16 protein-coding genes are annotated in these 26,566 nt (G+C 63.4%); 12 read left to right on the top strand and 4 right to left on the bottom strand.

Annotated features, from left to right (window positions below; all coding sequences use genetic code 11):
* Positions 1-24: 24 nt before the first annotated feature.
* Positions 25-4,419 (bottom strand): NEL-type E3 ubiquitin ligase domain-containing protein, encoded by a 4,395-nt coding sequence (locus AC5PZ0_RS05405; RefSeq protein ID WP_493854495.1) that lies wholly within the window; start codon positions 4,417-4,419, stop codon positions 25-27.
* A gap of 319 nt (positions 4,420-4,738) precedes the next feature.
* Between AC5PZ0_RS05405 and AC5PZ0_RS05400 the strand changes: the two genes are divergently transcribed.
* The 6 genes from AC5PZ0_RS05400 to aauR all read left to right on the top strand — a co-directional run bounded on the left by AC5PZ0_RS05400 (position 4,739) and on the right by aauR (position 11,245).
* Positions 4,739-5,656, top strand: a complete 918-nt coding sequence (locus tag AC5PZ0_RS05400) for a glutamate/aspartate ABC transporter substrate-binding protein (protein WP_493854494.1) — start codon at positions 4,739-4,741, stop codon at positions 5,654-5,656.
* Between the two features lie 142 nt (positions 5,657-5,798).
* Positions 5,799-6,545, top strand: a complete 747-nt coding sequence (locus tag AC5PZ0_RS05395; RefSeq protein WP_099430277.1) for an amino acid ABC transporter permease — start codon at positions 5,799-5,801, stop codon at positions 6,543-6,545.
* The gene (locus AC5PZ0_RS05390; protein ID WP_027594179.1) at positions 6,546-7,217 is read left to right on the top strand and encodes an amino acid ABC transporter permease; all 672 of its coding nucleotides are present in this window, start codon (positions 6,546-6,548) and stop codon (positions 7,215-7,217) included. It abuts the gene before it with no gap.
* Positions 7,214-7,948: an amino acid ABC transporter ATP-binding protein gene (locus AC5PZ0_RS05385; RefSeq protein WP_027594178.1), complete on the top strand. Its 735-nt coding sequence runs from the start codon at positions 7,214-7,216 to the stop codon at positions 7,946-7,948. The genes AC5PZ0_RS05390 and AC5PZ0_RS05385 overlap by 4 nt, the downstream gene beginning before the upstream one ends.
* 67 nt (positions 7,949-8,015) lie before the next feature.
* The gene (gene aauS / locus AC5PZ0_RS05380) at positions 8,016-9,920 is read left to right on the top strand and encodes a two-component sensor histidine kinase AauS (RefSeq protein ID WP_085273563.1); all 1,905 of its coding nucleotides are present in this window, start codon (positions 8,016-8,018) and stop codon (positions 9,918-9,920) included.
* Complete coding sequence (gene aauR, locus AC5PZ0_RS05375; RefSeq protein WP_085273564.1) at positions 9,917-11,245, top strand: two-component response regulator AauR; 1,329 nt, start codon at positions 9,917-9,919, stop codon at positions 11,243-11,245. Before aauS ends, aauR begins: the two co-directional genes overlap by 4 nt.
* Before the next feature lie 115 nt (positions 11,246-11,360).
* Here the strand turns inward: aauR and AC5PZ0_RS05370 are convergent, their stop codons facing one another.
* Positions 11,361-12,356, bottom strand: a complete 996-nt coding sequence (locus AC5PZ0_RS05370) for an alpha/beta fold hydrolase (protein ID WP_085273565.1) — start codon at positions 12,354-12,356, stop codon at positions 11,361-11,363.
* Between the two features lie 196 nt (positions 12,357-12,552).
* Here AC5PZ0_RS05370 and metR point away from each other — a divergent pair, with 196 nt between their 5' ends.
* Entirely contained in the window at positions 12,553-13,470 is a 918-nt protein-coding gene (gene metR / locus AC5PZ0_RS05365; protein WP_027594174.1) for a transcriptional regulator MetR, read from the top strand.
* Here metR and AC5PZ0_RS05360 read toward each other — a convergent pair.
* Positions 13,454-13,867 (bottom strand): NUDIX hydrolase, encoded by a 414-nt coding sequence (locus AC5PZ0_RS05360; protein ID WP_085273566.1) that lies wholly within the window; start codon positions 13,865-13,867, stop codon positions 13,454-13,456. The genes metR and AC5PZ0_RS05360 overlap by 17 nt on opposite strands.
* 127 nt (positions 13,868-13,994) lie before the next feature.
* Between AC5PZ0_RS05360 and AC5PZ0_RS05355 the strand changes: the two genes are divergently transcribed.
* Positions 13,995-18,275 carry a DEAD/DEAH box helicase gene (locus AC5PZ0_RS05355; protein ID WP_493854493.1) on the top strand — a complete coding sequence of 1,427 codons (4,281 nt, stop codon included), beginning with the start codon at positions 13,995-13,997 and terminating at the stop codon, positions 18,273-18,275.
* Positions 18,276-18,385: 110 nt separating this feature from the next.
* Positions 18,386-20,005 (top strand): FMN-binding glutamate synthase family protein, encoded by a 1,620-nt coding sequence (locus AC5PZ0_RS05350; protein ID WP_027594171.1) that lies wholly within the window; start codon positions 18,386-18,388, stop codon positions 20,003-20,005.
* A gap of 38 nt (positions 20,006-20,043) precedes the next feature.
* On the opposite strand, the gene AC5PZ0_RS05345 is transcribed toward AC5PZ0_RS05350, so the two are convergent.
* Positions 20,044-21,462: an amino acid permease gene (locus AC5PZ0_RS05345; RefSeq protein WP_027594170.1), complete on the bottom strand. Its 1,419-nt coding sequence runs from the start codon at positions 21,460-21,462 to the stop codon at positions 20,044-20,046.
* 418 nt (positions 21,463-21,880) lie between these two features.
* Here AC5PZ0_RS05345 and AC5PZ0_RS05340 point away from each other — a divergent pair, with 418 nt between their 5' ends.
* From AC5PZ0_RS05340 to AC5PZ0_RS05330, 3 genes are all read left to right on the top strand, one after another.
* Positions 21,881-25,018: a transglycosylase domain-containing protein gene (locus AC5PZ0_RS05340; protein ID WP_099430279.1), complete on the top strand. Its 3,138-nt coding sequence runs from the start codon at positions 21,881-21,883 to the stop codon at positions 25,016-25,018.
* Between the two features lie 87 nt (positions 25,019-25,105).
* Entirely contained in the window at positions 25,106-25,651 is a 546-nt protein-coding gene (locus tag AC5PZ0_RS05335; protein WP_027594168.1) for a PadR family transcriptional regulator, read from the top strand.
* On the top strand, positions 25,644-26,405 hold the full coding sequence (locus tag AC5PZ0_RS05330; protein ID WP_493854492.1) for a siderophore-interacting protein: 762 nt from the start codon (positions 25,644-25,646) through the stop codon (positions 26,403-26,405). The genes AC5PZ0_RS05335 and AC5PZ0_RS05330 overlap by 8 nt, the downstream gene beginning before the upstream one ends.
* The last annotated feature ends 161 nt before the right edge of the window (positions 26,406-26,566 follow it).

The following is a 26,566-nucleotide window of genomic DNA, read 5'->3' as shown; positions in this document are numbered from 1 at the left end:
CGGTGCCGCCTCAGCGGCACCGGCTCACGGCAACACCCCATCGATACCGAACCAACGGTCGAAAGCCTCGCGAGCCAAGGTTACAATCAGGTCTCGTTCGCCGTCGTGTATGGCTTGCACGATACCTTCGCAGTACGTCAAATACTGCTCCTCACTGACCTCTCCCGCTTCTGCACGCTCCCGGTAGGCCTCTTCTGGCGCCCGGAAAGCGTCCACCAATGCCGTGAAGCGGCGCTCGTAACGGTCTCGCACGTAACGCTCCCAAAACTCTCGTTCGGCCAGCGCTTGGGTCAGCCGCTCCGGGGTTTCCGCCCTTAGCACTTCAATCCTGGCGTTATTCAGGTCGGCTGGTGTCAGGTCGGCATAGGCCTCGAAATGCAGCGCAGCGGGTTGGGCCGGCAGGCGCAGCGAGCCGGCCAGCCGCACACGGTAGGTCAGATAGACTTCGATGTCGTCCACGTCACGCCCCGCAGCGCGAATCCCCTGGATACGCCGCGCGGCGATATGGTCAAGTTCATCCAGGCGAAACAGCGAGCGGTTCAGGCGCATCAGCTCGACCTCGCTTTGCGCAATGGTCAACCCAGCGGTGTACCGGTGGATAAGCACCCGCACCTCCATCTGACTGAACAACCACAGCAACCGGTCCTCGCAGGACGCTGTGCCTCCAGACATTACAAACAACTGCTCACGCAGCTCACTGTTCTGCTCGCAGGCCTCGATGATGTTCCAGACCCTTGCCCGATAGAAGGTGGGCCGCTGAACAAAATCGGGGGATCGAGAGAAATCGCGCAGGAAGTTGAAGAAGGGCCGCGACGCATTTTCATGTTGCAGGTTACGCCACTGCACCTCACGTTCACTCCGCTGTACGCCGGTCGAGCCAACTAGCCATTGCTCGCGCTCGTTCTCACGCACCAGCTGATGACGAAAGGATGGACTGTGCGTGATGGCCTGATCGCGGCTACTGGGCCCCGGCAACTCATCGAGGTACCGCTCGGCCGCTTCATCCAAGGGATTGTCATGCAACGCCATACGCTGCAAACGCTGGCGTAGGCCGTGCAAGTCCTGATTGACCTGACGGATCTGGTTATTGCGCAGGTCGGCAATACCCCGCAACGGTAACTGCTGCAGGCGCGAAGGGAATGCCGTGATGCCTGTCGAGCGCAACCCCAGCGGCCCAAGGTGAATAAGCCCACGAATATCCGGGACAAAACCGAGCGGATTGTAATTGAGTTCCAGCCGTTGCAGGCTGACCAAGGCATTGAGCCGACGGTTGCCAGCGGCGTCCATGATGATCCGGTTGTTGTCCAGACGCAGCGACCTCAGCTGAGTCAAACGCTCCAGCCCTGGAGGCACAACGCCCAGGCTATTTTCACGCAGGTCGAGTTCACGCAGGTTGGGGAAGCGAGCGAGAAAATCGGGATCGATCTCCGACAGGTCCATGTCTCGCAGGGTCAGCCGCGTGACATGCTCGAAACTGACGCCCTCTTCCAGCGCTGGCAGGCTGCCGACCCGTTCGCCGCGAATGTCCAGCGCATAGGTGCCGTCACGGCGCAAGCCTGTCTTGCAACGCCAACACCGGCGGATGCTATTAGCGACCCGACTACGCCGCAGCAAGTCCAGTACACCAGCATGCTCCATGCGCCACCGCCGCAAGACCTGGCGCAAGCCAGCCAACTGCTGACTGAGCTGGCTGTAATGCTGCCATGGGTCGACCCCGCGGGTAATAAGGTTCAGCAGGTAACGTTGCAGTTGGCTATCGTCGAGCGTCGGGAAAATTTGCCGCATCCCGCGCCGGCTGGCCTGGCCGCGGCTTTCGCCACGGCCACTGAGCGGGTAACCCAGGCGCCCATCTCCCCATCGCACCGGCGGCCGCACACCACCGCCTATCGGCGCCAGGCCAATCAGTTGAGCGACCAGGTCACGATGAGTGCGCGCATGTTCAGCCAGCAGGCCGCTCAGCGCTTGAGCGTCCAATGTGCGGGCCCCCATTGCGCCCTTTTGCGCCTCGCTCAAGGTCAATGAAAGTGCCTGAAGAAGGCTGTCAGTTGGAGCCGCGCCTGCCAGTAGCTGGCCCGTGGCGGCGTAAGCGCTGTACCCCGCTGGCGTCCTGATAATACTGAACCGACCATCAGCGGCTTCCCCGCCTGTCTGGGCCAGGATCGCCCCGGTGCGGCTGTCTGCACGCACTTCGATGGCCTGCGGCTCAAGCCAAGGCGCCACGTGATCGATGAGGCCAACGGCCAGTTTCGCGGAATCGGCATTGGCTGCAGACGCCTGGCGCAGCCCAGCGCAGGCGCGGTCAAGGCGGCTATCGCGCAGAAACCAGCGTGCGCGCTCAGCCAAGGCCAAAGGGACCCGATCACTGGCCACCATCTGCTCGACCTGCTGGCTATTCCCCTGTTGGATGATCTCGTGCGCCCCGCGCTGCGACAGGCCCGGAAAGTCTCTGCGTAGTACGACACTGGCCAGTTCCTCATTATCTTGCGATGTGCTGACCAGAAACTCGAACGCCTCACCCTGCACAGTGGGGAATTGTTCATGCAATCGGCGGCGCTCCAAGGCATCGAGCAACCGTGCCGGTGGCGGAGCGTTCTCCAGGTGCAGACGCCTTAGCTGTGCTTCATCGAAGCCGGTGCTTTCGAGCACGCTGCGCACCTCGTCGTCGCTGACATCGGCCAGCCTGGCGCTCAAGCGCCGCATCAGGCGCGCTGCCCCCTGCCACTCCTGGACACGCTCCAGCGCATGCCGCCAGCCACCACTGCCGTTGTGCTCAAGCATTGGCTGAAAGGCCTCGCTGCAGTGAGGATGGCGAATAAACAGATGCTCACCGTCCTTGTAGCCCGCCAACTGAAAACTGGCTTCATGCAACTTCAGCTGCCACTGGCCTTCGTCCTGGATCAGTTCGCCCACCGTCATCCCCTGCTCCCTTACCCGGTAGGCGGCCAGATCGTGGGCGCAGAGCTTGATGTGACCGGCTTCGGTGTGGATAGGCGACAGGTCATCGACGAACGCGATGCGCTTGATCAATTGCCCGGCCGCTGCAGTGCCAGCCCCTACCGCAGCCCCCAGCACAACGCTTTCAGCGACATTGAAGACGTGCTCCAACGCCCCCTGACGATCACCCAGTTGCCAATCCTGATACCCCTCATAGACCTCTTCGGCAATCTGCACGGCGGCCACCGCGAGCATCAGCTCCCCCAACACCGGCACGAACAGTCCTGCCAGGTTCAATAACGTCAGCCCCGCTTGCTGGTAGCCCTTGAGCCGCTCGTCCCGCGCCTTCCTGTCCTCATCGGCAGTTGGCACTGCCAGCACGCGAGCATCATCGAGCATCTTGTCGATGCGCGAAGCGCGCAAAAACGCAAACAATGGTTGGGTAATGGCGAAGTCACGACCATCGAGTTGCAGCGCTGAGCCCTGGGCAGTCGACGACAGCAAACGCTTCAAGGTGCCGAAAAATACGACCCGGTCGCGCTCGGCGATGAACCGCGCAATAAACGCCGCATAGTGAGGATCGCGCAGGCGCAGCCCCATGGCCTGGTAAAGCGCCCACCAGGACTCGAACACCTGTACTGGCTTCAGGGGGTTCCCCGGTATCCAGAGCATGATGCCGCGTAAAAACGCCTGATCCCGGTCTTGAATCTCGATGGCCACCACCCCGTGCAGGCACTTGCCCAGCAAGTACACCTGGCGGGTACTCAACACCACAGGGTAGGCAGGCACCACAGCACGCTTCGCAAAGACCGGCAGCGTCTGCAGGTAGTTGTCATGGCTGATCTCACCCTTGATGGCTGCTAGGCGTACGGCGGCCTCCATCGATGAGCGCAGGGCCTCCTCCAGCAACGCCTCGACTTCCCGACGGGCTTGGCCGGGTTCATCACCGGGCCGATCTGCCGGCAACAGATGCTCGCGCAGCAGGGCCTGATAGCGGCCGCCCAGGTCAAGGGTGCGACACAACCTGGCGAAACGCTCGAACGATACCGACAGGGTGACCCCTGCCGCATCTCGCAACGCAACCTGGGTGAAACGCCCAGGCTTGGTTTCGGCCTGGGTGAAGTTGTGCAATGCCGTCGTCAACAAGGGTTGCGTCGATATGCGCGCAATGTTTGGCGAGGGTGTCGGTGGAATGGGTGACGACAGAATGATTTGAACCACCTTGCGCAGTGTCGCTTTGCGCACGTCAGTGCTTACCTTGAAACGCCGACGCAACGCGTCCTCCAGCAGTGCGGCGGCAAAGTCGTCCAAGGCCGGAATGTGGCTGAACAATTGCCGCACACGCTCAGCACTGTCCTGCTGCTGACGCAGGGCCTGGTGAAGCGCACGCTGCTGGTCGACCGTGGCCGAGGTGAGCCAAGCCGGTAAACGTTGGGAAATCAGGGCATCAATCGAAGCAGGCGCTTCATCGGCAGAAAGGGTCATGGCAGTGCGGTCCGTAAAAACCGCTAACAGACCACACGGCAATCCGTCACCTGCGGTAACTAAATCTAGGCCCCATTCATTCGGGTTTCCGAACAGCAAAAGCCAACCCATTCGGAATCACGGACAACACATGCTGTCGATTTACTGTCAAAAAAGATCGATACCCCGTAATTTCGGGGCGTTATGATCAAGAAGGAAGCTTGGCACGACTCATGCTCTACACTCTTTAACCGAATGCACCCGCTTCATGTTGTATTCGTTGAACGAAAGAGTCCGCCAACGGCTCCATAAAAAAAACAAACATGTCGAGGAAAATTTGATGCGTATCGTTCGTCAATTGCTGGGCGCCGCTATCGCGGCTGCAGTCATCGCTTCGCCGGCCATGGCCGAGGAGCTGACCGGCACCCTGAAGAAGATCAAGGACTCGGGCACCATCACATTGGGCCACCGCGACTCCTCCATTCCATTTTCCTACCTGGCAGGCAAGCCGGAACCCGTGGGCTACTCCCACGACATCCAGCTGGCCGTGGTCGAGGCCCTGAAAAAACAACTGGGCACCGACATCAAGGTCAAATACAACCTCGTCACCTCCCAGACCCGCATCCCGCTGGTGCAAAACGGCACCGTCGACCTGGAGTGCGGCTCCACCACCAACAACGTCGAGCGCCAGCAGCAAGTCGGCTTCTCGGTCGGCATCTTCGAAGTCGGCACCCGCCTGCTGACCAAGGTCAAGGACGGTCAGCCTGCATACAAAGATTTCCCGGACTTGGCCGGTAAGAACGTGGTGACCACCGCTGGCACTACCTCCGAACGCATCCTCAAGGCGATGAACGCCGACAAGCAAATGAAGATGAACGTGATTTCCGCCAAGGACCACGGTGAAGCCTTCAACATGCTCGAAAGCGGCCGCGCCGTGGCCTTCATGATGGACGACGCCCTGCTGGCTGGTGAAATGGCCAAGGCTCGCAAACCGGCCGACTGGGTTATCACCGGCACCCCGCAGTCGTACGAAATCTACGGTTGCATGGTGCGCAAGGATGACGCTGCGTTCAAGAAAGCGGTCGACGAGGCCATCGTGGCTTACTTCAAGTCGGGCGAAGTCAACAAGAGCTACGACAAGTGGTTCATGCAGCCGATCCCACCAAAGGGCCTGAACCTGCAGTTCCAGATGAGCGACGAGCTGAAAAAACTGATCGCCGAGCCGACCGACAAAGCGGCGGACGAGAAGAAGTCCTGATCCTCAGATAGTGGCCTGGTGCGCATGCGCACGAATCAATTCTGCAGGCCACTCATTAGTGTCTAACCTTTCATCCGAGGGCGCCAAGCGCCCCCGGATGCTCGAAGGTGCCCGTGAAACAACCGTCTGAGGGGAAATCCCGATGAATTACAACTGGGACTGGGGCGTGTTCTTCAAGTCCACCGGCGTGGGCAGCGAAACCTATCTGGACTGGTACATCACCGGCCTGGGCTGGACCATCGCCATCGCCATCACCGCCTGGATCATCGCGCTGCTGCTGGGGTCTGTCCTTGGCGTCATGCGTACTGTGCCGAACCGCCTGGTATCGGGCATCGCCACTGCCTATGTGGAACTGTTCCGCAACGTGCCGCTGCTGGTGCAGCTGTTCATCTGGTACTTCCTGGTACCGGACCTGCTGCCCGAAGGCCTGCAGGAATGGTTCAAGCAGGACCTCAACCCGACCACTTCGGCGCTGATCAGCGTGGTGGTGTGCCTGGGCCTGTTCACTGCGGCCCGTGTCTGCGAACAAGTGCGCACCGGCATCCAGGCGCTGCCCCGCGGCCAGGAATCAGCAGCCCGCGCCATGGGCTTCAGCCTGCCGCAGATCTACACCAACGTGCTGCTGCCGCAAGCCTACCGGATCATCATTCCGCCGCTCACGTCAGAGTTCCTGAACGTGTTCAAGAACTCCTCGGTGGCCTCGCTGATCGGCCTGATGGAGCTGCTGGCACAAACCAAGCAGACCGCAGAGTTCTCCGCCAACCTGTTCGAGGCGTTCACCCTGGCCACGCTGATTTACTTCACCCTGAACATGGGCCTGATGCTGCTCATGCGCCTGGTCGAGAAGAAAGTCGCAGTACCTGGCCTGATTTCTGTGGGGGGCAAGTAAATGGACATGGATTTCAGCGAAATCATTCCCGCCCTGCCCGCCCTCTGGGAAGGCATGATCATGACCCTGCAACTGATGGTCATGGGCGTGGTCGGCGGTATCGCACTCGGCACCCTCCTGGCGCTGATGCGCCTGTCATCGAGCAAGCTGCTGTCGCGGGTGGCGGGCGCTTACGTCAACTACTTCCGCTCGATCCCGCTGCTGCTGGTGATCACCTGGTTCTACCTGGCGGTGCCGTTCGTGCTGCGTTGGATCACCGGCGAAGACACCCCCGTCGGTGCGTTTACCTCCTGCGTGGTCGCGTTCATGATGTTCGAGGCGGCCTACTTCTGCGAAATCGTCCGTGCCGGTGTGCAGTCGATCTCCAAGGGCCAGATGGGCGCCGCGCAAGCGCTGGGCATGAACTACGCCCAGACCATGCGCCTGATCATCCTGCCCCAGGCCTTCCGCAAGATGACCCCTTTGCTGCTGCAGCAAAGTATCATCCTGTTCCAGGACACCTCGCTGGTGTACACCGTGGGCCTGGTCGACTTCCTCAACTCGGCACGCTCCAACGGCGACATCATCGGGCGCTCGCATGAGTTCCTGATCTTCGCCGGGGTCGTCTACTTCATCATCAGCTTCTCCGCTTCGTGGCTGGTCAAGCGCCTGCAAAAAAGGATCACCGTATGATTTCCATCAAGAACGTCAACAAGTGGTACGGCGACTTCCAGGTACTGACCGACTGCAGCACCGACGTCAAGAAGGGTGAAGTGGTAGTGGTGTGCGGGCCGTCGGGCTCGGGCAAGTCCACCCTGATCAAGTGCGTCAACGCGCTGGAGCCGTTCCAGAAGGGCGACATCGTGGTCGATGGCACCTCGATTGCCGACCCGAAGACCAACCTGCCGAAACTGCGCTCGCGGGTGGGCATGGTGTTCCAGCACTTCGAGCTGTTCCCGCACCTGACCATCACCGAAAACCTGACCATTGCCCAGCGCAAGGTGCTCGGCCGCAGCGAGGCAGAAGCCTCCAAGAAAGGCCTGGCCCTGCTCGATCGCGTCGGCCTCAGCGCGCATGCCAAGAAACACCCCGGCCAGCTTTCCGGCGGCCAGCAGCAACGGGTGGCGATCGCCCGCGCCCTGGCCATGGACCCAATCGTCATGCTGTTCGACGAACCCACCTCGGCACTGGACCCTGAAATGGTCAGTGAAGTGCTCGATGTGATGGTTCAGCTGGCCAACGAGGGCATGACCATGATGTGCGTGACCCACGAGATGGGCTTTGCCCGCAAGGTCGCCAACCGGGTCATCTTCATGGACAAAGGCAGCATCATCGAAGACTGCACCAAAGAAGAGTTCTTCGGCGACCAGAACGCCCGCGACCAACGCACCCAGCACTTCCTCAGCAAGATCCTGCAACACTAAGCCGGCCTCAGCATCCGCTGCCCGCTCCCATCGGGCAGCGGATGCTGGTCGTGACAAGGCCACTGTGATGAAATGCGATCCTTCGCTTCTTCTCCCTGCCAGACCTGCCGTGAATTCCCGCCTGATTCGTCAATTGCTGTTACCCCCCCTGGTCATCCTGCTGATGGTCGGCCTCGGCATGGCCGGTTACCTGGTCAGCGAGAGCAATGGCATCCGCAGCCTGAGCGAAAACGGCGAGCGTCAGCTGGAGCTGCACGCGCGCACGGTCGAGAGCGAGATCAGCAAATACACCTACCTGCCTAGCCTGCTGGAGCTTGAAGACAGCGTCTCGCACCTGCTCACCGAGCCCGATGGCGGCTCCCGCCAGGCGGTCAACGAATACCTCGAAGGCCTGAACCGGCGCAGCCGCAGCCGGGCAATCTTCGTGCTCGACACCAACGGCCGGGTGCAGGCCACCAGCAACTGGCGCGATGCCGATTCGTTTCTGGGTGAAGACCTGTCGTTCCGGGCCTACTTCCAGACTGCCGTACGCGGCGAGCCCGGGCGCTTCTATGGCATCGGCAGCACCACCGGCGAGGCCGGCTACTACCTGGCCCATGGCCTGGAAGAACACGGCAAGATCATAGGCGTTGCGGTGATCAAGGTACGCCTGGACACCCTCGAAGAACGTTGGCAGCGCGCCCGCCTGGAAGCATTCGTCAGCGATGAGAACGGCATCATCATTCTGTCCAGTGACCCGGCACGGCGCTTGAAGTCGGTGCGCCCGCTGACCCCGCAAATCAAGGAGCGCCTGGCGCGCAGCCTGCAGTATTACTGGTGGCCGCTGAACGAGCTGCAACCTCTGGCGCGGGAAACCCTCGCCGATGGTGTTGAAAAGCTGACCTTCCCGGCCAACAGCGAAACAGCACAAGGCAAGGCCCATGAAGTGGCCTACCTGGCCCAGACCCGTCGGCTGGTCGACACCCCGTGGCATTTCACCCTGCTGACCCCACTGCAAGACCTGCGCCGAGAGTCGATGGTGCAAGGCATCCTGGTCGGGGTGGCATTCGCCCTGCTGGCCATTCTGGGCATCGCCTGGAACGAACGCCGCAAGGTCATCGCCACCCGCCTGGCCGCCCGCGAGGCGCTGCAGGAAGCCAACAGCCAACTCGAACGCCGCATCACCGAACGTACCGCCGACTTGCGCGCCAGCAATGAGCGGCTGAAGGGGCAGATCCGCGAGCGCCGGCATGCTGAGCAAACCCTGCGCCATGCCCAGGATGAGCTGGTGCAGGCGGGCAAGCTGGCTGCCATCGGGCAGATGTCGACCAGCATCGCCCATGAACTCAACCAGCCCTTGGCCGCGCTGCGCACGTTGTCCGGCAACACCGTACGCTTCCTCGAACGCGGTGCGCTGGAAACGGCCAGCACCAACCTGCGTACCATGAACGACCTGATCGACCGCATGGGCCGAATCACCGCCAGCCTGCGTTCATTCGCCCGCCGTGGCGACGACGGTGGCCAGGCCTCGCTGGCCAAGGCGGTGGACGCCACCCTGCAGGTACTGGCCAACCGCATCAGTGGCTGCCACTTGCAATTGCACAACCAGTTCGAAGACCATCAACTGGCCATCGACCAGACCCGCCTGGAGCAGATCCTGGTCAACCTGATCGGCAACGCCATCGACGCCATGGCCACCCAGCCCCTGCCAGAGCTGTGGCTCGAAGGCGAACTGCAGGGTGACAAGTATCGCCTGCGGGTGCGCGACAACGGCCATGGCATCGACGCCGAGGCACGCAAGCATCTGTTCGAACCCTTCTTCACTACCAAACCGGGCGAACATGGCCTGGGCCTGGGCCTGACCTTGTCGGCGAGCCTTGCCGCCGCCGCCAAAGGCAGCCTGAACGTCGAGCATCCTGTCAGTGGCGGCACGGCCTTCGTGCTTGTCCTGCCCCTGGTATCCCCCCCTAGCGAATCGGCAGAGCACCCATGAACCAAGCGCCTCTCACCGTCCTGATTGTCGAAGACGACCCGCATGTGCTGCTCGGCTGCCAGCAGGCATTGGCCCTGGAAGACATCGCCTGCGAAGGGGTCGGCAGCGCCGAACAGGCCCTGGAACGCATCGGCGACGACTTTGCCGGCATCGTCGTCAGCGACATTCGCCTGCCCGGCATCGATGGCCTTGAGCTGCTCAACCGCCTCAAGGCCCGCGACCGCAGCCTGCCGGTGGTGCTGATCACCGGCCATGGCGATATCGACATGGCGGTCGGCGCCATGCGCAACGGCGCCTACGATTTCATGGAGAAGCCCTTCTCGCCCGAGCGCCTGGTCGACGTGGTGCGCCGCGCGCTCGAGCAGCGCGGCCTGTCACGCGAGGTGGTTGCCTTGCGCCGCCAGCTGGCCGAACAGAGCAGCCTGGAGGGCCGCATCATTGGCCGCTCGCCGGCCATGGAGCACCTGCGTGAACTGATCGCCAACGTCGCCGACACCTCGGCCAACGTGCTGATCGAAGGCGAGACCGGCACCGGCAAAGAACTGGTCGCCCGCTGCCTGCACGATTTCAGCCGCCGCCAGGGCCAACCCTTCGTGGCGCTGAACTGCGGCGGCCTGCCCGAAAACCTGTTCGAGAGCGAAATTTTCGGCCACGAAGCCAACGCCTTTACCGGCGCAGGTAAACGCCGAATCGGCAAAATCGAACACGCCAATGGCGGCACGCTGTTCCTCGACGAAGTCGAGAGCATGCCGATCAACCTGCAGATCAAACTGCTGCGGGTGCTGCAGGAGCGCACACTGGAGCGGCTGGGCTCGAACCAGAGCATCGCGGTGGATTGCCGAGTAATCGCCGCGACCAAGTCCGACCTCGATGCCATGGGGCAGAACGGGCAGTTTCGCAGTGACCTGTACTACCGGCTGAACGTGGTGACGCTGGAGCTCCCCCCCCTGCGTGAGCGCCGCGAAGACATCCTGCAGTTGTTCGAACACTTCCTTCAGCAATCGGCTTTGCGCTTCGACCGTGAAGCACCGACGCTGGACAGCCAGACCTTGTCGCGGTTGATGGCCCATGACTGGCCGGGCAACGTGCGAGAGCTGCGCAACGTTGCCGAGCGTCATGCCTTGGGCTTACCGGCCTTCAAGAAGGGCCCGAGTGGCGGCGCCAGCCAGGGCCTGGGCTTTTCCGAGGCTGTGGAGGCCTTTGAACGCAACCTGCTCAGCGATGCCTTGCAACGCACCGGCGGCAACCTCAGCCAGGCCAGCCAGGAGCTGGGCATGGCCAAGACCACGCTGTTCGACAAAGTGAAAAAGTACGGGCTGGGCTAAAAAACGGCGGCGCCTGCTTCGCGGGCAAGCCCGCTCCTACAGGATTAGCGCCGCCCCCGAGGGTGGTGGGGAACCGGTGGGAGCAGGCTTGCCCGCGAAGCAGCCAATGCCAATCTCACAGACCCGCAATATGCGTCACATCCTGCCGATGCGATTGCAGGTAAGGCAGCACCGCCCCCAGCAACGGCGCCTTGAACGGCTCCTGAAAACGGTGCGCCAGCCCCGGTATCAAGCGCAGCTGGCTGCCCTGGATATGCGCCGCCAAGTGCACCCCATGCATCACCGGCAACAACGGGTCGGCCGTGCCATGCACCACCAACGTCGGCACGCGCAGCTGGTTGAGCAACGCCACGCGGCTCGGTTCGGCCAGGATCGCCATGATCTGGCGCTTGGCACCATCCGGGTTGAATGCCCGGTCATAGGCCACCGCTGCCTGCTGCAACAAGGCGGCCCGATCATCACGCACCTGCGGGCTGCCCAGTGCCGCCAGCAAGTCAGCCTGCTGCTCGATCGCTACCTCACGGTTGGGCGCACTGCGCCGGGCCAACAGCTGCACCAGGGCAGGGTCCGGCGCCGGCAGCCCTGCGGCGCCTGAGCTGGACATCACCAGCGTCAGGCTACGGACCCGCTCCGGCGCCATTGCCGCCAGGTGCTGGGCAATCATCCCGCCCATGCTGACCCCCAGCACATGAAACTGGCGTATGCCCAATGAATCCATCAAGCGCAGCCCATCCCCCGCCATGTCGGTGAGCGTATAGGGGGCGGAAACCGGCAGGCCGAGCTTGTAGCGCAGCAGCTCGACCGTCAGGTTGGCCGAGGGTGGCAGTTGGTTCCAGCGCGACAGGCCGACATCGCGGTTGTCATAGCGTATGACCCGAAAACCCTGGCGGCACAGAGCCTCGACCACGTCGTCCGGCCAATGGATCAGTTGCCCGCCCAGGCCCATGACCAGCAGCAATGCAGGGTCTCGCGGCGCACCGACGCTTTGGTAAACCAGGCTCAAATCACCCAGTTCAGCCCGTTGTACCGCTACCTGCGTGTCACAGCGTTGGTCGGCGAAGCTCGCCGGCACGCTGAAAAGAAAGAAGAGAAACAGCAACAAAGCCCGCATGAAAGAAACACCAGAATGCAGATCCCCAGTAGAGCGCGAGTTTGATGAATTTCTGTCGGGCGCGCTGCCACAGTTCAGTGACAGTTTGATGACCCCCGCTGAGTGGTGTGGCCAACGGTCCAGTCGACAGCCTGGGCAACATGAGAGAAACTCAACTCAATTCCTTCCCTTTGGCATTCAACCCTCGGAGTCAGCAGTGCTGGAGATCCGCCACCTGAAAACCCTTCATGCCCTGCGCGAGGCCGACAGCCTGGTAGAGGCCGCCGAACGCCTGCACCTGACGCAGTCGGCGCTGTCGCACCAGTTCAAAGAGCTGGAAGAGCGCCTGGGCTTGCCGCTGTTCGTGCGCAAGAGCAAACCGATCCGCTTCACCAGTGCCGGCCTGCGCTTGCTGCAACTGGCAGATGCCACGCTGCCGCTGCTGCGCGGCGCCGAGCGTGACATCGCGCGCTTGGCCGGTGGCACCGCCGGGCGCTTGCACATGGCCATCGAATGCCACAGCTGCTTCCAATGGCTGATGCCGACCATCGACCAGTTCCGCGATGCCTGGCCGGAAGTCGAGCTGGACCTGGCCTCGGGTTTTGCCTTCGCTCCCCTGCCCGCGCTGGCCCGTGGCGACCTGGACCTGGTGGTCACTTCCGACCCGCTGGACCTGGCCGGTATCACCTACGTGCCGCTGTTCACCTATGAAGCCATGCTCGCCGTGGCCAACCAGCACCCGCTGGCCAGCAAGCCTTACATGGTGCCGCAAGACCTGCTCGACCAGACCCTGATCACCTACCCGGTGGAACGCGATCGCCTGGATATCTTCACCCGCTTCCTGGAGCCGGCCGACATTGAGCCAGCTGCGGTGCGTACCTCGGAGCTGACGGTGATGATGATGCAATTGGTCGCCAGCGGCCGTGGCGTGTGCGGCATGCCGCACTGGGCACTGCACGAGTACAGCTCGCGGGGCTACGTGAAAGGCAAGCGCCTGGGCGAAAAGGGCCTGTTCGCCACGCTTTATGCGGCGGTACGCACCGACATGCTCGATGCGCCGTACATGCGCGATTTCTTGCTGACCGCCAAGGACACTTCGTTCGCCACCCTCGATGGGGTCAGCGCGGTACGCTGACGGCCTGGCGGTACAACGGCAGAATCAGGTCGCGGGTTAGCGGCGCCAGCTCAAACGCAGGCGCCTGGTCCGCCGCCAGCCACACCACTTCTTCGATTTCCGCCGCCGGGGTCACGGCTTCGGCGCTGTCGACGCGAAACAGTTCGGCTTGCACCTGGTAGCCTGGCTCGTTGGCAGCCGGCGCGCTGAACTGGCCGAGGTGGACGGCCTGGGCGGGGTCGATGCGCAGGCCCAGCTCCTCATGCAGCTCACGCACCAGCGCCTCTACCGGCGACTCACCCGCATCAATCTTGCCACCTGGCTGCATGAAGGCCACGGTGCCGCGCTTGCGCACCAGCAAGGTGCGGCCCTGGGGGTCGATCAGCAGGGCGGCGGCGATGCGAAGGGTGTTGGGCATGGGATGGGCTCGCTGGAAAAGCCTGAGAGGATCCCATGAGGTTCATCGCCTGACAAGGACGGTGCAGCCTGCCCTCACAGACGAACGGCCCCTTGCCAACCCGCCGCGCACCCGCCATAACCAACACATGAACCTACCCGCCCAACAGCACCCGGTGCTGGCGCTGTTCCACCCCGCCGTCGGCACCTGGTTCCGTCGCCATTTCGCCACGGTCACCGACGCCCAGGCGCGTGCCTGGCCATTGATTCACGGCGGCCAGTCGATGCTGCTGGCCGCACCGACCGGCTCCGGCAAGACCTTGAGCGCCTTTCTGGCCGTGCTCGACGAACTGTTCTGCCAAGGCCTTGAACACGGCGGCGAACTGCCCGCGTGCACCCAAGTGGTGTATGTCTCGCCGCTCAAGGCGCTGTCCAACGATATTCGCCTGAACCTGCAAGCGCCGCTCGAAGGCATCAGCCAGGCGCTGGAAGACCAGGGCCTCAAGCCGCCCCGCATCAGCACCGCAGTGCGCACCGGCGATACACCGCAAAAAGAACGTGCAGCCATGCGCAAGCTGGCCCCTCATATCCTGGTGACCACGCCGGAATCACTCTATGTGCTGATGGGCTCGGCCTCGGGCCGCGCGGGCCTGGCCAGCGTGCACACAGTGATCGTCGATGAGATCCATGCCCTGGCCGGCAACAAACGGGGGGCGCACTTGGCACTGACCCTCGAACGCCTGCAGGCGCTGAGCGGGCGGCCGTTGCGTCGCATTGGCCTGTCGGCCACCCAGCGGCCGGTGGAGCGCGTGGCGCAATTTCTGGTCGGCCATCAGCGCCCTTGCGCGATTGTCGACATTGGCCATGCCCGCCAGCGCGACCTGGCCCTCGAGGTGCCGCCCGTGCCCTTGGGCGCGGTAATGGCCACGGACGTGTGGAACCTGGTTTATGACCGCCTGGCAGCCCTAGCCCGCGAGCACCGCACCACGCTGGTGTTCGTCAACACCCGGCGCCTGGCCGAACGCCTGACCCGCCACCTCAGCGATCGCCTGGGCAAGGACGCGGTGGCCGCGCACCACGGCAGCCTGGCCAAGGAACTGCGCCTGGATGCGGAAAAGCGCCTGAAAACCGGCCAGTTGCAGGTGCTGGTGGCCACGGCGTCACTGGAGTTGGGCATCGACATCGGCGATGTCGACCTGGTCTGCCAGGTCGCTTCACCCGGCTCGATCGCGGCCTTCTTGCAACGCGTCGGGCGCTCCGGGCACCAGGTCGAGGGCATCCCCAAAGGGCGCCTGTTCCCCACTTCGCGCGACGACTTGATCGAATGCATCGCCCTGCTGGACTGCGTGCGCCACGGGGAGCTCGACCAACTGCACATTCCCACTGCGCCCCTCGACGTGCTGGCCCAGCAGATTGTCGCCGAAACCAGTAATCAGCCTTGGCAGGAACAAGCGCTGTTCGACTGCCTGCGCCAGGCAACACCTTACGCCGAACTCGACGTCAACCATTACCAGGCGCTGCTGCGCATGCTCGCCGAAGGCTATAACGGCCGCCAGGGCATCCGTAGCGCCTACCTGCACCGCGACGCGGTCAGCGGCACCTTGCGCGGCCGCCGCGGCAGCCAACTGACTGCGCTGACCAGTGGCGGGACTATCCCCGAAACCGCCGACTACGCCGTGCTACTCGAGCCGCAGGCGCTGAACATTGGCAGCGTCAATGAAGACTTCGCTGTGGAAAGCATTGCCGGCGATATTTTCCAGTTGGGCAACGCCTCCTACCGGATTTTGCGCGTCGAATCGGGCCGGGTGCGGGTAGAAGACGCCCATGGCCTGCCGCCGACCATCCCCTTCTGGCTGGGCGAAGCACCGGGGCGCAGTGACGAACTGTCCGCCGCGGTCGCTCGGCTGCAGGCACGCATTGATGAGCGACTGGGGTTGCCCGGCGCCGACAGTACCGCCGTGCTGGCCTGGCTGCAGCACACCTTCGAGCTGGGCGAAGACAGCGCCAGCCAGTTGCTCGATTACCTGGGGCGCACCCGCGAAGTGCTGGGCGCCCTGCCCTCGCAACAGACGCTGATCATGGAGCGCTTCTTCGATGAGTCCGGCGGTACCCAGCTGATCATCCACTCGCCCTATGGCAGCCGCATCAACCGTGCCTGGGGCCTGGCCCTGCGCAAACGCTTTTGCCGCACCTTCAATTTCGAGCTGCAGGCGGCGGCCAGCGAAGATGCCATCGTCCTGTCGCTGTCCACCAGCCACAGTTTTGCGCTGGACGAGGTGTGGCGCTACCTGTCCAGCCGCAGCGCCGAACAGCTCCTGATCCAGGCCCTGCTCGATGCGCCCTTGTTCGGCGTGCGCTGGCGCTGGAACGCTGCCGTGGCCATGGCCTTGCCGCGCTTCGTCGGTGGGCGCAAGGTGGCCCCGCAGCTCCAGCGGATGAAAAGCGAGGACCTGATCGCTTCGGTGTTCCCCGACCAGATCGCCTGCCTGGAAAACATCGCCGGCGAACGGCAGATTCCAGATCATCCGCTGGTCGAGCAGACCCTCGACGACTGCCTGCACGAAGCCATGGACAGCGAAGGCTGGCTGGCCTTGCTGCGCCGCATCGAAGGCGGTGAGGTGCGCTTGCTTACCCGTGACCTGCCGGCCCCGTCGCCACTGGCCTCGGCCATCCTCAACGCCAGGCCCTACGCCTTTCTTGACGATGCGCCCCTGGAAGAGCGACGCACCCAGGCCGTGCTCAACCGGCGCTGGAACGAACTGCACAGCGCGGATGACCTGGGCGCGCTGGACACCGATGCCATCGCCGCCGTAGAGAGCGAGGCCTGGCCGCAAGCGGCTAACGCCGACGAGATGCACGAAGCGTTGATGAGCCTGGGGGCCATCACTGCCCATGAAGTGCAGGCCAACGCCCATTGGGATTTACTGCTTCGGCAACTGGCCAAAGCAGGGCGCGCCTTGCGCCTGCCGGGTCAACAGCTGTGGCTGGCGCGTGAACGCCTGAGCCTGCTGCAACGTGTGTATCCAGGTTCAGCCACCGAACCTGCGCTAAACGTGCTGCCAGGCTTCGAGCAAGCCATCGAGGCTGACAATGCGCTAAGCGAACTGCTGCGTGCCCGCTTAAGTGGCCACGGCCCGCAAACCGTGGCGCAGATCGCTACCCCGCTAGGCAAGCCGCAGCCAGACATCGAACAGGCCCTGGCCCGCCTGGAAGCCGAAGGCTACGTGTTGCGCGGCTATTTCAGGCCTGCGGAACAACAGCTGCAGTGGTGCGAACGGCACTTGCTCGCGCGCATCCACCGCTACACGGTCAAACGCCTGCGCCGGGAGATCGAACCGGTCAGCCTGCAAGACTTCATGCGTTTTCTGTTCGACTGGCAGCACCTGGCCGCAGACGAGCGCCTGCGCGGGCCACAGGCCGTGGCCGAAGTGCTGACACAGTTGCAGGGCTACCCCGCTGCGGCCGGCGCCTGGGAGGCGGAGCTGCTGCCGGCACGCATCCACGACTACAGCCCGCACTGGCTCGACGACACCTGCCGCAGCGGGCAGTTTGCCTGGAGCCGGCTAGCAACCACGGTGGCCAGCACGACCTTGGCCAGTACACCGCTGGTGCTGCTGCCGCGCGAACACCTGGGCCTCTGGCGCAGCCTGGCGCCCGTACCGGCAGTAGACGAGCTCGGCCCGCGGGCGCAACGCGTGCATGACGTGTTGCAGGCGCATGGGGCGTTGTTCTTCGATGAGCTGACGCAGGAAGCCCACCTGCTGCCCAGCGAACTGGAAACCGCATTGCAGGCACTGGTGGGCTTTGGCCTGGTGGGTGCCGACAGTTTTATCGGGCTGCGCAGCCTGATCACGCCAGCGGCAAAACGCACCTCGCGCACCAGCAGGCGCGGCCATGCCCCCCTCTCCACCAGCATGGCCCACGCCGGCCGCTGGGCGCTGTTGCGCAGGGGCACTGCTGCAATAGACGACAGCCAGCGTCTGGAGCACATCGCCCGCGCCCTGTTGCGCCGCTATGGGGTGATCTGCTGGCGGCTACTGGAGCGGGAAAGTGATGTATTGCCGCCCTGGCGCGAATTGCTGCGTTGCTATCACCGCCTGGAGGCCCGCGGCGAAATCCGGGGTGGGCGCTTCATTGCTGGGCTGGCCGGTGAGCAGTTCGCCTTGCCAGAGGCTGTGGGCCTGTTGCGGCAAGTGCGCCGGCGTGAGCCGGAGGGCGCACTGGTGATGGTCAGCGCCAGCGACCCGCTCAATGTGGTCGGGTCATTGCTGCCAGGGGCGAAACTACCCGCGGTGAGCGGTAACCGCTTGCTGTACCGCGATGGCGTGCCGGTGGCGGTGCGAGTCGCCGGGCGTTACCAGTTCCTCATCGAGGCCTCGGTGGAGGAACAGGACACCTGGCGCCGCAGGTTGTTGAGCGATGCACGCTGAAGCGAATGATTTTCGATACCCCGATTTTCATTTTCAGCATCGCCCAACCGGGCTATGGTCGGGGTTTGCCCCAGGCCCTGAGCCTGACCGCGCCATCGCAAGGACCCCGTATGAGCCTGTCACTTCTCAGCCGCTACGCCTTCTTCGCCGCCTGTGTATTGTTCACCCTGGCGAGCCTGCCGTTCACCCACCATGAGTGGTTGTGGCCGTTCACCCTGACCACTGCCGTGCTCAGCCTGATCGGTGTGTTCGACTTGCTGCAGCAACGCCACGCCGTACGCCGCAATTACCCGATCCTCGGCAACATCCGTTACCTGGTCGAGGGCATTCGCCCAGAGATTCGCCAGTACCTGCTCGAAGCCGACAGCGACGCCCTGCCCTTCTCCCGCGCGCAACGCTCGCTGGTCTATGCACGGGCCAAGAACGAAGCCTCGGACAAACCCTTCGGTACCCTGATCGACGTGTATGAGTCCGGCTTCGAATTCATCGGCCACTCCATGCGCCCGGCACCGCTGACCGACCCGGCGAGCTTCCGCGTCATCGTCGGCGGGCCGCAGTGCCGGCAGCCGTATTCGGCGTCGATCTTCAACATTTCCGCCATGAGCTTCGGCTCACTCAGCGCCAACGCCATCCGCGCCCTTAACCAGGGCGCCAAGCTGGGCAACTTCCACCACGATACCGGCGAAGGCAGCATCAGCCCTTACCACCGGGAACACGGTGGCGACCTGGTCTGGGAGCTGGGCAGCGGCTATTTTGGCTGCCGCACGCCTGACGGGCGCTTCGACCCCGAGCGCTTCGCCGCCCAGGCACGCAGCCCGCAGGTACGCATGATCGAGATCAAGATGAGCCAGGGCGCCAAGCCAGGCCACGGCGGCATCCTGCCCAAGCACAAAGTGACCCAGGAGATTGCCGAAACCCGCGGCGTGCTCATGGGCGAGGACTGCATTTCGCCGTCACGCCACAGCGCCTTCTCCACCCCGATAGAAATGATGCAGTTCATCGCCCAACTGCGTGAGCTGTCGGACGGCAAGCCGGTCGGCTTCAAGTTCTGCCTGGGCCACCCGTGGGAGTTCATGGGCATCGCCAAGGCCATGTTGGAAACCGGCATCCTGCCCGACTTCATCGTCGTCGACGGCAAGGAAGGCGGCACCGGTGCTGCGCCGGTAGAGTTCACCGACCACATCGGCGTACCCCTGCGCGAAGGCCTGCTGTTCGTGCACAACACGCTGGTGGGCCTGAACCTGCGCGACAAGATCAAGCTTGGCGCCAGCGGCAAGATCGTCAGCGCGTTCGATATCGCCAGCGTGCTGGCCATCGGCGCCGACTGGGCCAACTCGGCGCGCGGCTTCATGTTCGCCATTGGCTGCATCCAGTCGCAAAGCTGCCACACCAACAAGTGCCCGACTGGCGTGGCCACGCAAGACCCGTTGCGCCAGCGTGCGCTGGTGGTGCCGGACAAAGCCCAACGGGTGCTGAACTTCCACCACAACACCCTGCGCGCCCTGGCCGAAATGCTGGCAGCGGCCGGCCTGGACCACCCCGCGCAACTGGAGGCCAAGCACCTGGTACGGCGCGTATCGGCCACGGAGATCAAGCTGTTCTCGCAGATGCACGTATTCCTCAAGCCGGGCGAGTTGCTGACCGGCGAGGTGAATGGGCAGTTTTATTCGCGGATGTGGCAGCTGGCCAGGGCGGACAGCTTCGAGCCGAACAGTGAGGTGGCAGCCTGACATGGCTGGGGCCGCTCTGCGGCCCCAGCCAGTTCACATCAGGATGCGGTGCTCGCTACCCCTTGCGCCTCCTTCGGCGCCAGGCGGAAGGTGTAGTACAAGGCGGTCAGCAAGACCAGGAACGCCGGCCCGATGTACAGCGCCACGCGGGTATCCTCGAAATACGCCATCAGCCCCACCACCAGCACCAGGAAAGCCAGTGCCAGGTAGGAGCTGAGCGGCCACAGCCACATGCGGTATTTCAACGCCTTGCGCTCGGCAGTCGACAGCCCGGCGCGGAATTTGAGCTGCGCCAGCAGGATCATCACCCAGGTCCAGATCGCGCCGAAGGTGGCGATCGAGGTCACCCAGACGAAGACTTTCTCCGGCACCAGGTAGTTGGCCAGCACGCCCAGCAGCAGTGCGCCAATCGACAGCAGCAACGCATTGCGCGGCACACCGTTTTTCGAGGTACGGGCAAAGGTCGCCGGGGCCTGGCCATTTTGCGCCAGGCTGTAGAGCATGCGCCCAGTGCTGAAGATGCCGCCGTTGCACGACGACAGCGCCGCCGTGATGACCACGAAGTTGATGATGCCGGCCGCAGTCTTGATGCCGAGGCGCTCGAAGGTCATCACGAACGGGCTGCCCTGGCTGCCGATCTCGTTCCACGGGTAGATCGACAGGATCACGAACAGCGCCCCCACGTAGAACAGCAGGATGCGCCAGAACACCGAACCGATGGCCTGCGGGATGGTTTTTTGCGGGTTGCGCGCTTCGCCGGCGGTCAGGCCGATCATTTCCACGCCCAGGTAGGCAAACATCACCATCTGCAGCGACATCAGCACACCGGTCACGCCATTGGGCATGAAGCCGCCATTGCTCCACAGGTTGGAAATACCCACCGCCACGCCGTCGTTGCCCAGGCCGAAGGCAATGATGCCGATGCCCCCCAGGACCATGGCGATGATGGTGACGATCTTGATCAGGGCGAACCAGAACTCGAACTCACCGAACGCCTTGACCGCAACCAGGTTGACCGCGCCCATGCTGCCCAGCGCCGCCAAGGCCCAGATCCAGCGGGGTACGTCGGGGAACCAGATGCCCATGTAGATGGCCACTGCGGTGATTTCCGCCACGCAGGTCACCAGCCACAGGAACCAATAGTTCCAGCCAGTGAGGAAACCGGCCAATGGGCCAAGGTAGTCCTGGGCGTAGCGGCTGAACGAGCCGGCAACGGGGTTGTGCACGGCCATCTCACCGAGGGCGCGCATGATGACCAGGATGGCCAGGCCACCGATGATGTAGGAAAGCATGATGGCAGGGCCGGCCATTTCGATGGCTTTGGCCGAACCGAGGAAGAGACCGACACCGATACAGGCGCCCAGCGCCATAAGACGGATGTGCCGTTCGCCCAGTTCACGCTTGAGAGGGCCGCCTTGTGCGGTCTCGGCATGGGCAGGGTGGTTGCCGACTGGCATAGCAATACAACCTCATTTTGTTATTGGATTTGACCTTCGTGCCGCAACTGCCGCGCCGATAGGCGGGGCGTTGATTGGCCGGGCTGGCCTTGTGGGCCGGCCCGTGTGCCGGAGTAGAGCGTCCGGCAGGTCGAAGGGGCGAGCAGTATAGGAAGCTACCTGTAGGGATTTTCACTGTATAAACGGGGAAATTTGGCGAGAAATCTCGGGTCTATTCCACTGCTGATAGGGTTCTGAGGCTGTTACACGCCGCAGATTCAGGGCGACACCTTATCAACATCACCTAGCCCCGAAACCCACACCAAAGCCGCATATCCCTACGCCACTTTTCTCGCCTTCCTACAAATTTTTCACCCAACCCGGTCAACGTCTAAGCTTCAGACAAGCAAGACGAAAATACCTGGCCGGATTGAAGACTATGGGCGCACTGTGGCAATCGGAACCAACCAGAACGGAAGCACCCGCAACCCCTCCGGCCGAGACGCCACCTGCAAAGTCCCCACGTCAGCGTCGGCTCTGGTGGCGGCTGATCATTTTGATCCTGCTGGTGGCCCTCATCGCCCTGGGCTTTGCCGCCTATGACGAATTCCGCACCTCCAACTTGCAATCGCGGGAGTTCAGCAAGCTCGCCACCACCCTGACCTACTCGCTGCAGCCAGGCCCCAGCGATGCCATCGTCTACCCCGGTGAAGGCCCGTTCGACAAACGCCTGGGCTACAGCGCGCTGGGCGAATTCCTGCCGCGGCTCCTCAAACGTGACTACCTGATCAGTGAACAAGTGCAGTTCTCGCCTGCGTTGATGGACTACGTCGATCACGGCCTGTTCGCCCCCTATATCGAGAAGATCCAGGCTGGCCTGTCGATTACCGACTGCCGTGGCGACACGCTGTACCAGTACAACTACCCGCAACACCTGTACCCGGACTTTGCAGCGATCCCGCCGGTGATGGTCAACAGCCTGTTGTTCATCGAAAACCGCGACCTGCTCGACACCACCGACCCGCGCAACAACCCGGCCGTCGACTGGCCGCGCTTCGCCAAGGCCGCCTACAGCCAGGTGGCCAAGTACTTTGCCTTGCCCGGCCAGTCGGCCGGTGGCAGTACCCTGGCGACGCAGCTGGAGAAGTACCGCCACTCGCCGGATGGCCTGACCGTGTCCGGCGCTGAGAAGATCCGCCAGATGGTGTCCGCCAGCGTGCGTGCCTACCAGGGCGGCCCGGACACCACCGAGGCCCGGCAGCGCATCGTGCGCGACTACCTCAACAGCGTGCCGCTCTCGGCGGTGCCCGGCCACGGTGAAGTGCATGGCATGGCTGAAGGCCTGCGGGTGTGGTACGGCGCCGATTTCGACCAGGTCAACCAGGCCCTGCTGTCGACCGCCAGCGACCCCGAAAGCCTCGCGGCGCGTGGCCTTGCGCTGCGCCAGGTGCTGTCGCTGATGATCGCCCAGCGTCGCCCCTCGCATTACCTGTCCAAAGGCCGGGTCGAACTGGCCGAGCTCACCGATTCCCATGTCCGCGTGCTCGCCGCCAACAAAGTCATCGACCAGCCGCTGGCCGATGCGGCGCTGGCCAGCAAGGCGGTGTATCGCGATTGGGTGGCACAACCGACCATTGTGCCGATCATCACCAACAAGGGCATCAGCCTGGCCCGCAACCGCTTGGCGGCCATGCTCAACCGCCCGCTGTACGACCTCGACCGCCTCGACCTGTCGGCCACCAGCACCCTGCAGGCTGACCTGCAGATGCAGGTCAGCCAGTACCTGAAGAACCTCTCGGACCCTGAGTTCGCAGCGCAGATCGGGCTGATCGGCGAGCGCCTGCTGACCACCAAGACCACCGACCAGGTGCGCTACAGCTTCACGCTGTTCGAGCGCACCGCCGATGGATCCAGGGTGCGGGTGCAGACCGACAGCACCGACCAGCCGTTCGACATCAACGAAGGCAGCAAGCTGGAATTGGGCTCGACAGCCAAGCTGCGGGTGCTCACCACCTACCTGGAAATCATCGCCGAGCTGCACGACAAGTATGCCGGCAAGCCCGCTGCCGAACTGAAGAAGGTCGAGGTGGCCGAACTGGACCGCATCACCCAGTGGTCACTGGAATGGCTGATGCAAAACAGCAAGGACCAGAACCTCGATGCCATGCTCGACGCCGCCCTGGAACGCAAGTATTCGGCCAACACCGGTGAGGCCTTCTTCACCGGGGGTGGCATGCACGTGTTCAACAACTTCCGCAAGGAAGACAACAGCCGCAACCCAACGCTGAAGATCGCCCTGCGCGAATCGATCAACCTGCCGTTCATCCGCCTGATGCGCGACCTGGTGCGCTACGTCACCTATCAACAGCCGTTCAATCGGGTACCGCTGCTCAAGGACGACGCCGACCCCCGCCGCCAGGAATACCTGGCCCGTTTCGCCGACAAGGAGGGTACCAACTACCTGATGCGCTTCTGGAAGAAGTACCAGCGCAAAACCTCGCAACAACGCCTGGACACCTTCCTCGACAGCATGCGCGTGACCCCGCAGCGCCTGGCGGCGGTGCACCGCTACCTGTTCCCCGAAGCCGGCCAGGAAACCTTCAACGCCTTCGTACGCGCGCACAGCAAGGACGACAAGATTGCCCTGGGCAAACTCACCGACGGTCGCCTGTCGGAAATGTACGACGCCTACGGCCCGGGCAAGTACGACTTGCCCGACCAGGGCTACATCGCCAAGGTCCACCCGCTGGACCTGTGGCTGCTCGGTTACCTGCTCAAGCACCCAAGCTCGACGCTGACCGAAATGGTCAATGCCAGCCGCTTCGAACGCCAGGAGGTGTATGGCTGGCTGTTCAAGAGCCGCCATCAGGGCGCACGCGACAGCCGTATCCGCACCATGGTCGAGATCGAAGCGTTCCTCGACATCCACCAGCGCTGGAAGCGCGTGGGCTATCCGTTCGACCACCTGGTGCCGTCGCTGGCCACCGCCATCGGCAGCTCGGGTGACCGCCCGGCCGCCCTCTCCGAACTGGTCGGCATCATTCAAAACGACGGCGTGCGCCTGCCGACCTTGCGCATCGACACCCTGCACTTCGCCGCCAACACCCCCTACGAGACCAAGTTGGTGAGTGACCCCGACCGCGGCCAGCGGATCCTCCCTGTGGAGGTTGCGCGGGCCCTCAAAGGCGCCATGTCGCAAGTGGTCGACGCGGGGACGGCGCGGCGTATTTCCGGCAGCTTCAAGCTACAGGACGGTACACCGCTGGTGATGGGCGGCAAGACCGGTACCGGCGACAACCGCATCGAAAGCTTCGGTGCCGGGGGCCGCTTGATCGGCTCGCGTTCGCTGAACCGCACCGCCACCTTCGTGTTCTTCCTGGGCGATAACCACTTCGGCACATTGACCGCATTCGTGCCGGGGCGCTCGGCCGAAGCGTTCAAATTCACCTCGGCGTTGCCCGTGCAAGTGCTCAAGGGCATGGCGCCGATCCTTATGCCGTACCTGCAGCCGGGTAACCCGAATGAATGTAAAGCGCCGCAGGTTGCCATGCACGGGAGCGACTCATCTAACATTTAGATGATAATCATTGGCATTAAGGACTTGTCTTTAGATATATCTTGAGTAATATCTTAAGATATATCGCACAAGACGGAGCCCATGTTGATGCGCGACCCTGCACCCCACGATCCTTTCGAGCGCCGCCCCGGCCGCGGCGAACGCGGCCCTCGCGTATTCGCCCCTGGCGACCTCAAGCTGCTGATGCTGGCCCTGCTGGCTGAGCAACCTGGCCACGGTTATGACTTGATCCGCCAGATCGAGAACCTGTTCGACGGCAGCTACAGCCCAAGCCCCGGCGTCATCTACCCGACCCTCAACTTCCTTGAAGAGGCCGAGCTGATCAGCGGCCAGGTCCAGGGCAGCAAACGCCTGTACGCCATCACCGATGCCGGCCGCACCGCCCTGGCCGAGCAGGCGGTTGCCCTCGACGGCGTGCGTATGCGCATCGAAGTCAGCAAACGCGCCCTGCGCGGGCACGACCGCCCACCTGAGATCCACGAAGCGGTCGGCAACCTGCGCCATGCGCTGCACATGCACAGCGGGCGCTGGACACCGGAAGAAATCGAACGGGTCCGCGACCTGCTTAACAACACGGCCAAGGCCATTGCCTCCGGGCCGGACGATGCCGTTACGGAGAACACCCATGAGTGACACCATTCACCGCGTCAACCACGAAATCCGCCAGCGCCGCCTTGACGTGCTGCGCGTCACCGACCTGACCCCACGCATGCGCCGTATCACCCTGGGCGGCGCGGAACTGGCGGGCTTTACCAGCGTCGGTACCGACGATCATGTAAAGCTGCTGTTTGCCGAAACGCCGGCGCAACAGCAAGCCATCGACGCCCGTAACCTGGGCCGCGACGGCGGCGCACGGCCCACCATGCGCGAATACACACCACGGCGCATCGACCTGGTGGCCAACGAACTGGACATCGACTTCGTCCTGCACGGTGATGGCCCTGCCTCCACCTGGGCCGCCCAGGCTGCGCCAGGCCAACACCTGAACATCGCCGGCCCACGGGCCTCGTTGGTGGTACCGGATATCTTCGACAGCTACCTGCTAATCGGTGACGAGACGGCAATCCCCGCTATCGGCCGCCGCCTTGAAGAACTGCCCGCGGGCCGGCACGTGCTGGCGGTAATCCAGATCGAAGACGAACAGGAACGCCAGCCGCTGCCAAGCGAGGCACAGGTGGATGTGATCTGGGTCCGGCGCCAGGAAGAGGACCTGCTCGCCCTGCTGAAGAACCTGACCTTGCCACAAGGCAGGCTGTACGGTTGGGTGGCGCTGGAGAAAGCCCTGACCCGCCAGGCCAAGGCGTTGCTGCTGGAAAAAGGCGTGCCGGACGATGCCTTGAAGGCAGCGGCCTACTGGCGGGCGGACGGTACTGCGGACGACGAGTAAGCGCCGCTCTCGCCTAACGCGCTTGAGCTTCGCCCCAGATAATGGACGGGTGCCCAACATCTGGGGCGCAGCTCAGCTTTGTGTAGGAGCAGCCTTGTGCTGCGAAGAGGCCAGTAGCATCACCCAGTTCTTCAGTGATGCCACTGGCCTCTTCGCAGCAC

Source organism: Pseudomonas sp. 5.2 (assembly GCF_059025405.1).
This window is presented reverse-complemented; position numbering and strand designations above follow the sequence as displayed.

Excerpts from the sequence above, each read along its gene's own strand:
- AC5PZ0_RS05360 (WP_085273566.1), bottom strand. The coding sequence starts at position 13,867 with ATGCCCAACACCCTTCGCATCGCCGCCGCCCTGCTGATCGACCCCCAG.
- aauR (WP_085273564.1), top strand. The coding sequence starts at position 9,917 with ATGAACCAAGCGCCTCTCACCGTCCTGATTGTCGAAGACGACCCGCAT.
- aauS (WP_085273563.1), top strand. The coding sequence starts at position 8,016 with ATGAAATGCGATCCTTCGCTTCTTCTCCCTGCCAGACCTGCCGTGAAT.
- AC5PZ0_RS05390 (WP_027594179.1), top strand. The coding sequence starts at position 6,546 with ATGGACATGGATTTCAGCGAAATCATTCCCGCCCTGCCCGCCCTCTGG.
- AC5PZ0_RS05335 (WP_027594168.1), top strand. The coding sequence starts at position 25,106 with ATGCGCGACCCTGCACCCCACGATCCTTTCGAGCGCCGCCCCGGCCGC.
- AC5PZ0_RS05345 (WP_027594170.1), bottom strand. The coding sequence starts at position 21,462 with ATGCCAGTCGGCAACCACCCTGCCCATGCCGAGACCGCACAAGGCGGC.
- AC5PZ0_RS05405 (WP_493854495.1), bottom strand. The coding sequence starts at position 4,419 with ATGACCCTTTCTGCCGATGAAGCGCCTGCTTCGATTGATGCCCTGATT.
- AC5PZ0_RS05355 (WP_493854493.1), top strand. The coding sequence starts at position 13,995 with ATGAACCTACCCGCCCAACAGCACCCGGTGCTGGCGCTGTTCCACCCC.
- AC5PZ0_RS05340 (WP_099430279.1), top strand. The coding sequence starts at position 21,881 with ATGGGCGCACTGTGGCAATCGGAACCAACCAGAACGGAAGCACCCGCA.
- AC5PZ0_RS05330 (WP_493854492.1), top strand. The coding sequence starts at position 25,644 with ATGAGTGACACCATTCACCGCGTCAACCACGAAATCCGCCAGCGCCGC.
- AC5PZ0_RS05395 (WP_099430277.1), top strand. The coding sequence starts at position 5,799 with ATGAATTACAACTGGGACTGGGGCGTGTTCTTCAAGTCCACCGGCGTG.
- AC5PZ0_RS05370 (WP_085273565.1), bottom strand. The coding sequence starts at position 12,356 with ATGCGGGCTTTGTTGCTGTTTCTCTTCTTTCTTTTCAGCGTGCCGGCG.
- AC5PZ0_RS05350 (WP_027594171.1), top strand. The coding sequence starts at position 18,386 with ATGAGCCTGTCACTTCTCAGCCGCTACGCCTTCTTCGCCGCCTGTGTA.
- AC5PZ0_RS05400 (WP_493854494.1), top strand. The coding sequence starts at position 4,739 with ATGCGTATCGTTCGTCAATTGCTGGGCGCCGCTATCGCGGCTGCAGTC.
- AC5PZ0_RS05385 (WP_027594178.1), top strand. The coding sequence starts at position 7,214 with ATGATTTCCATCAAGAACGTCAACAAGTGGTACGGCGACTTCCAGGTA.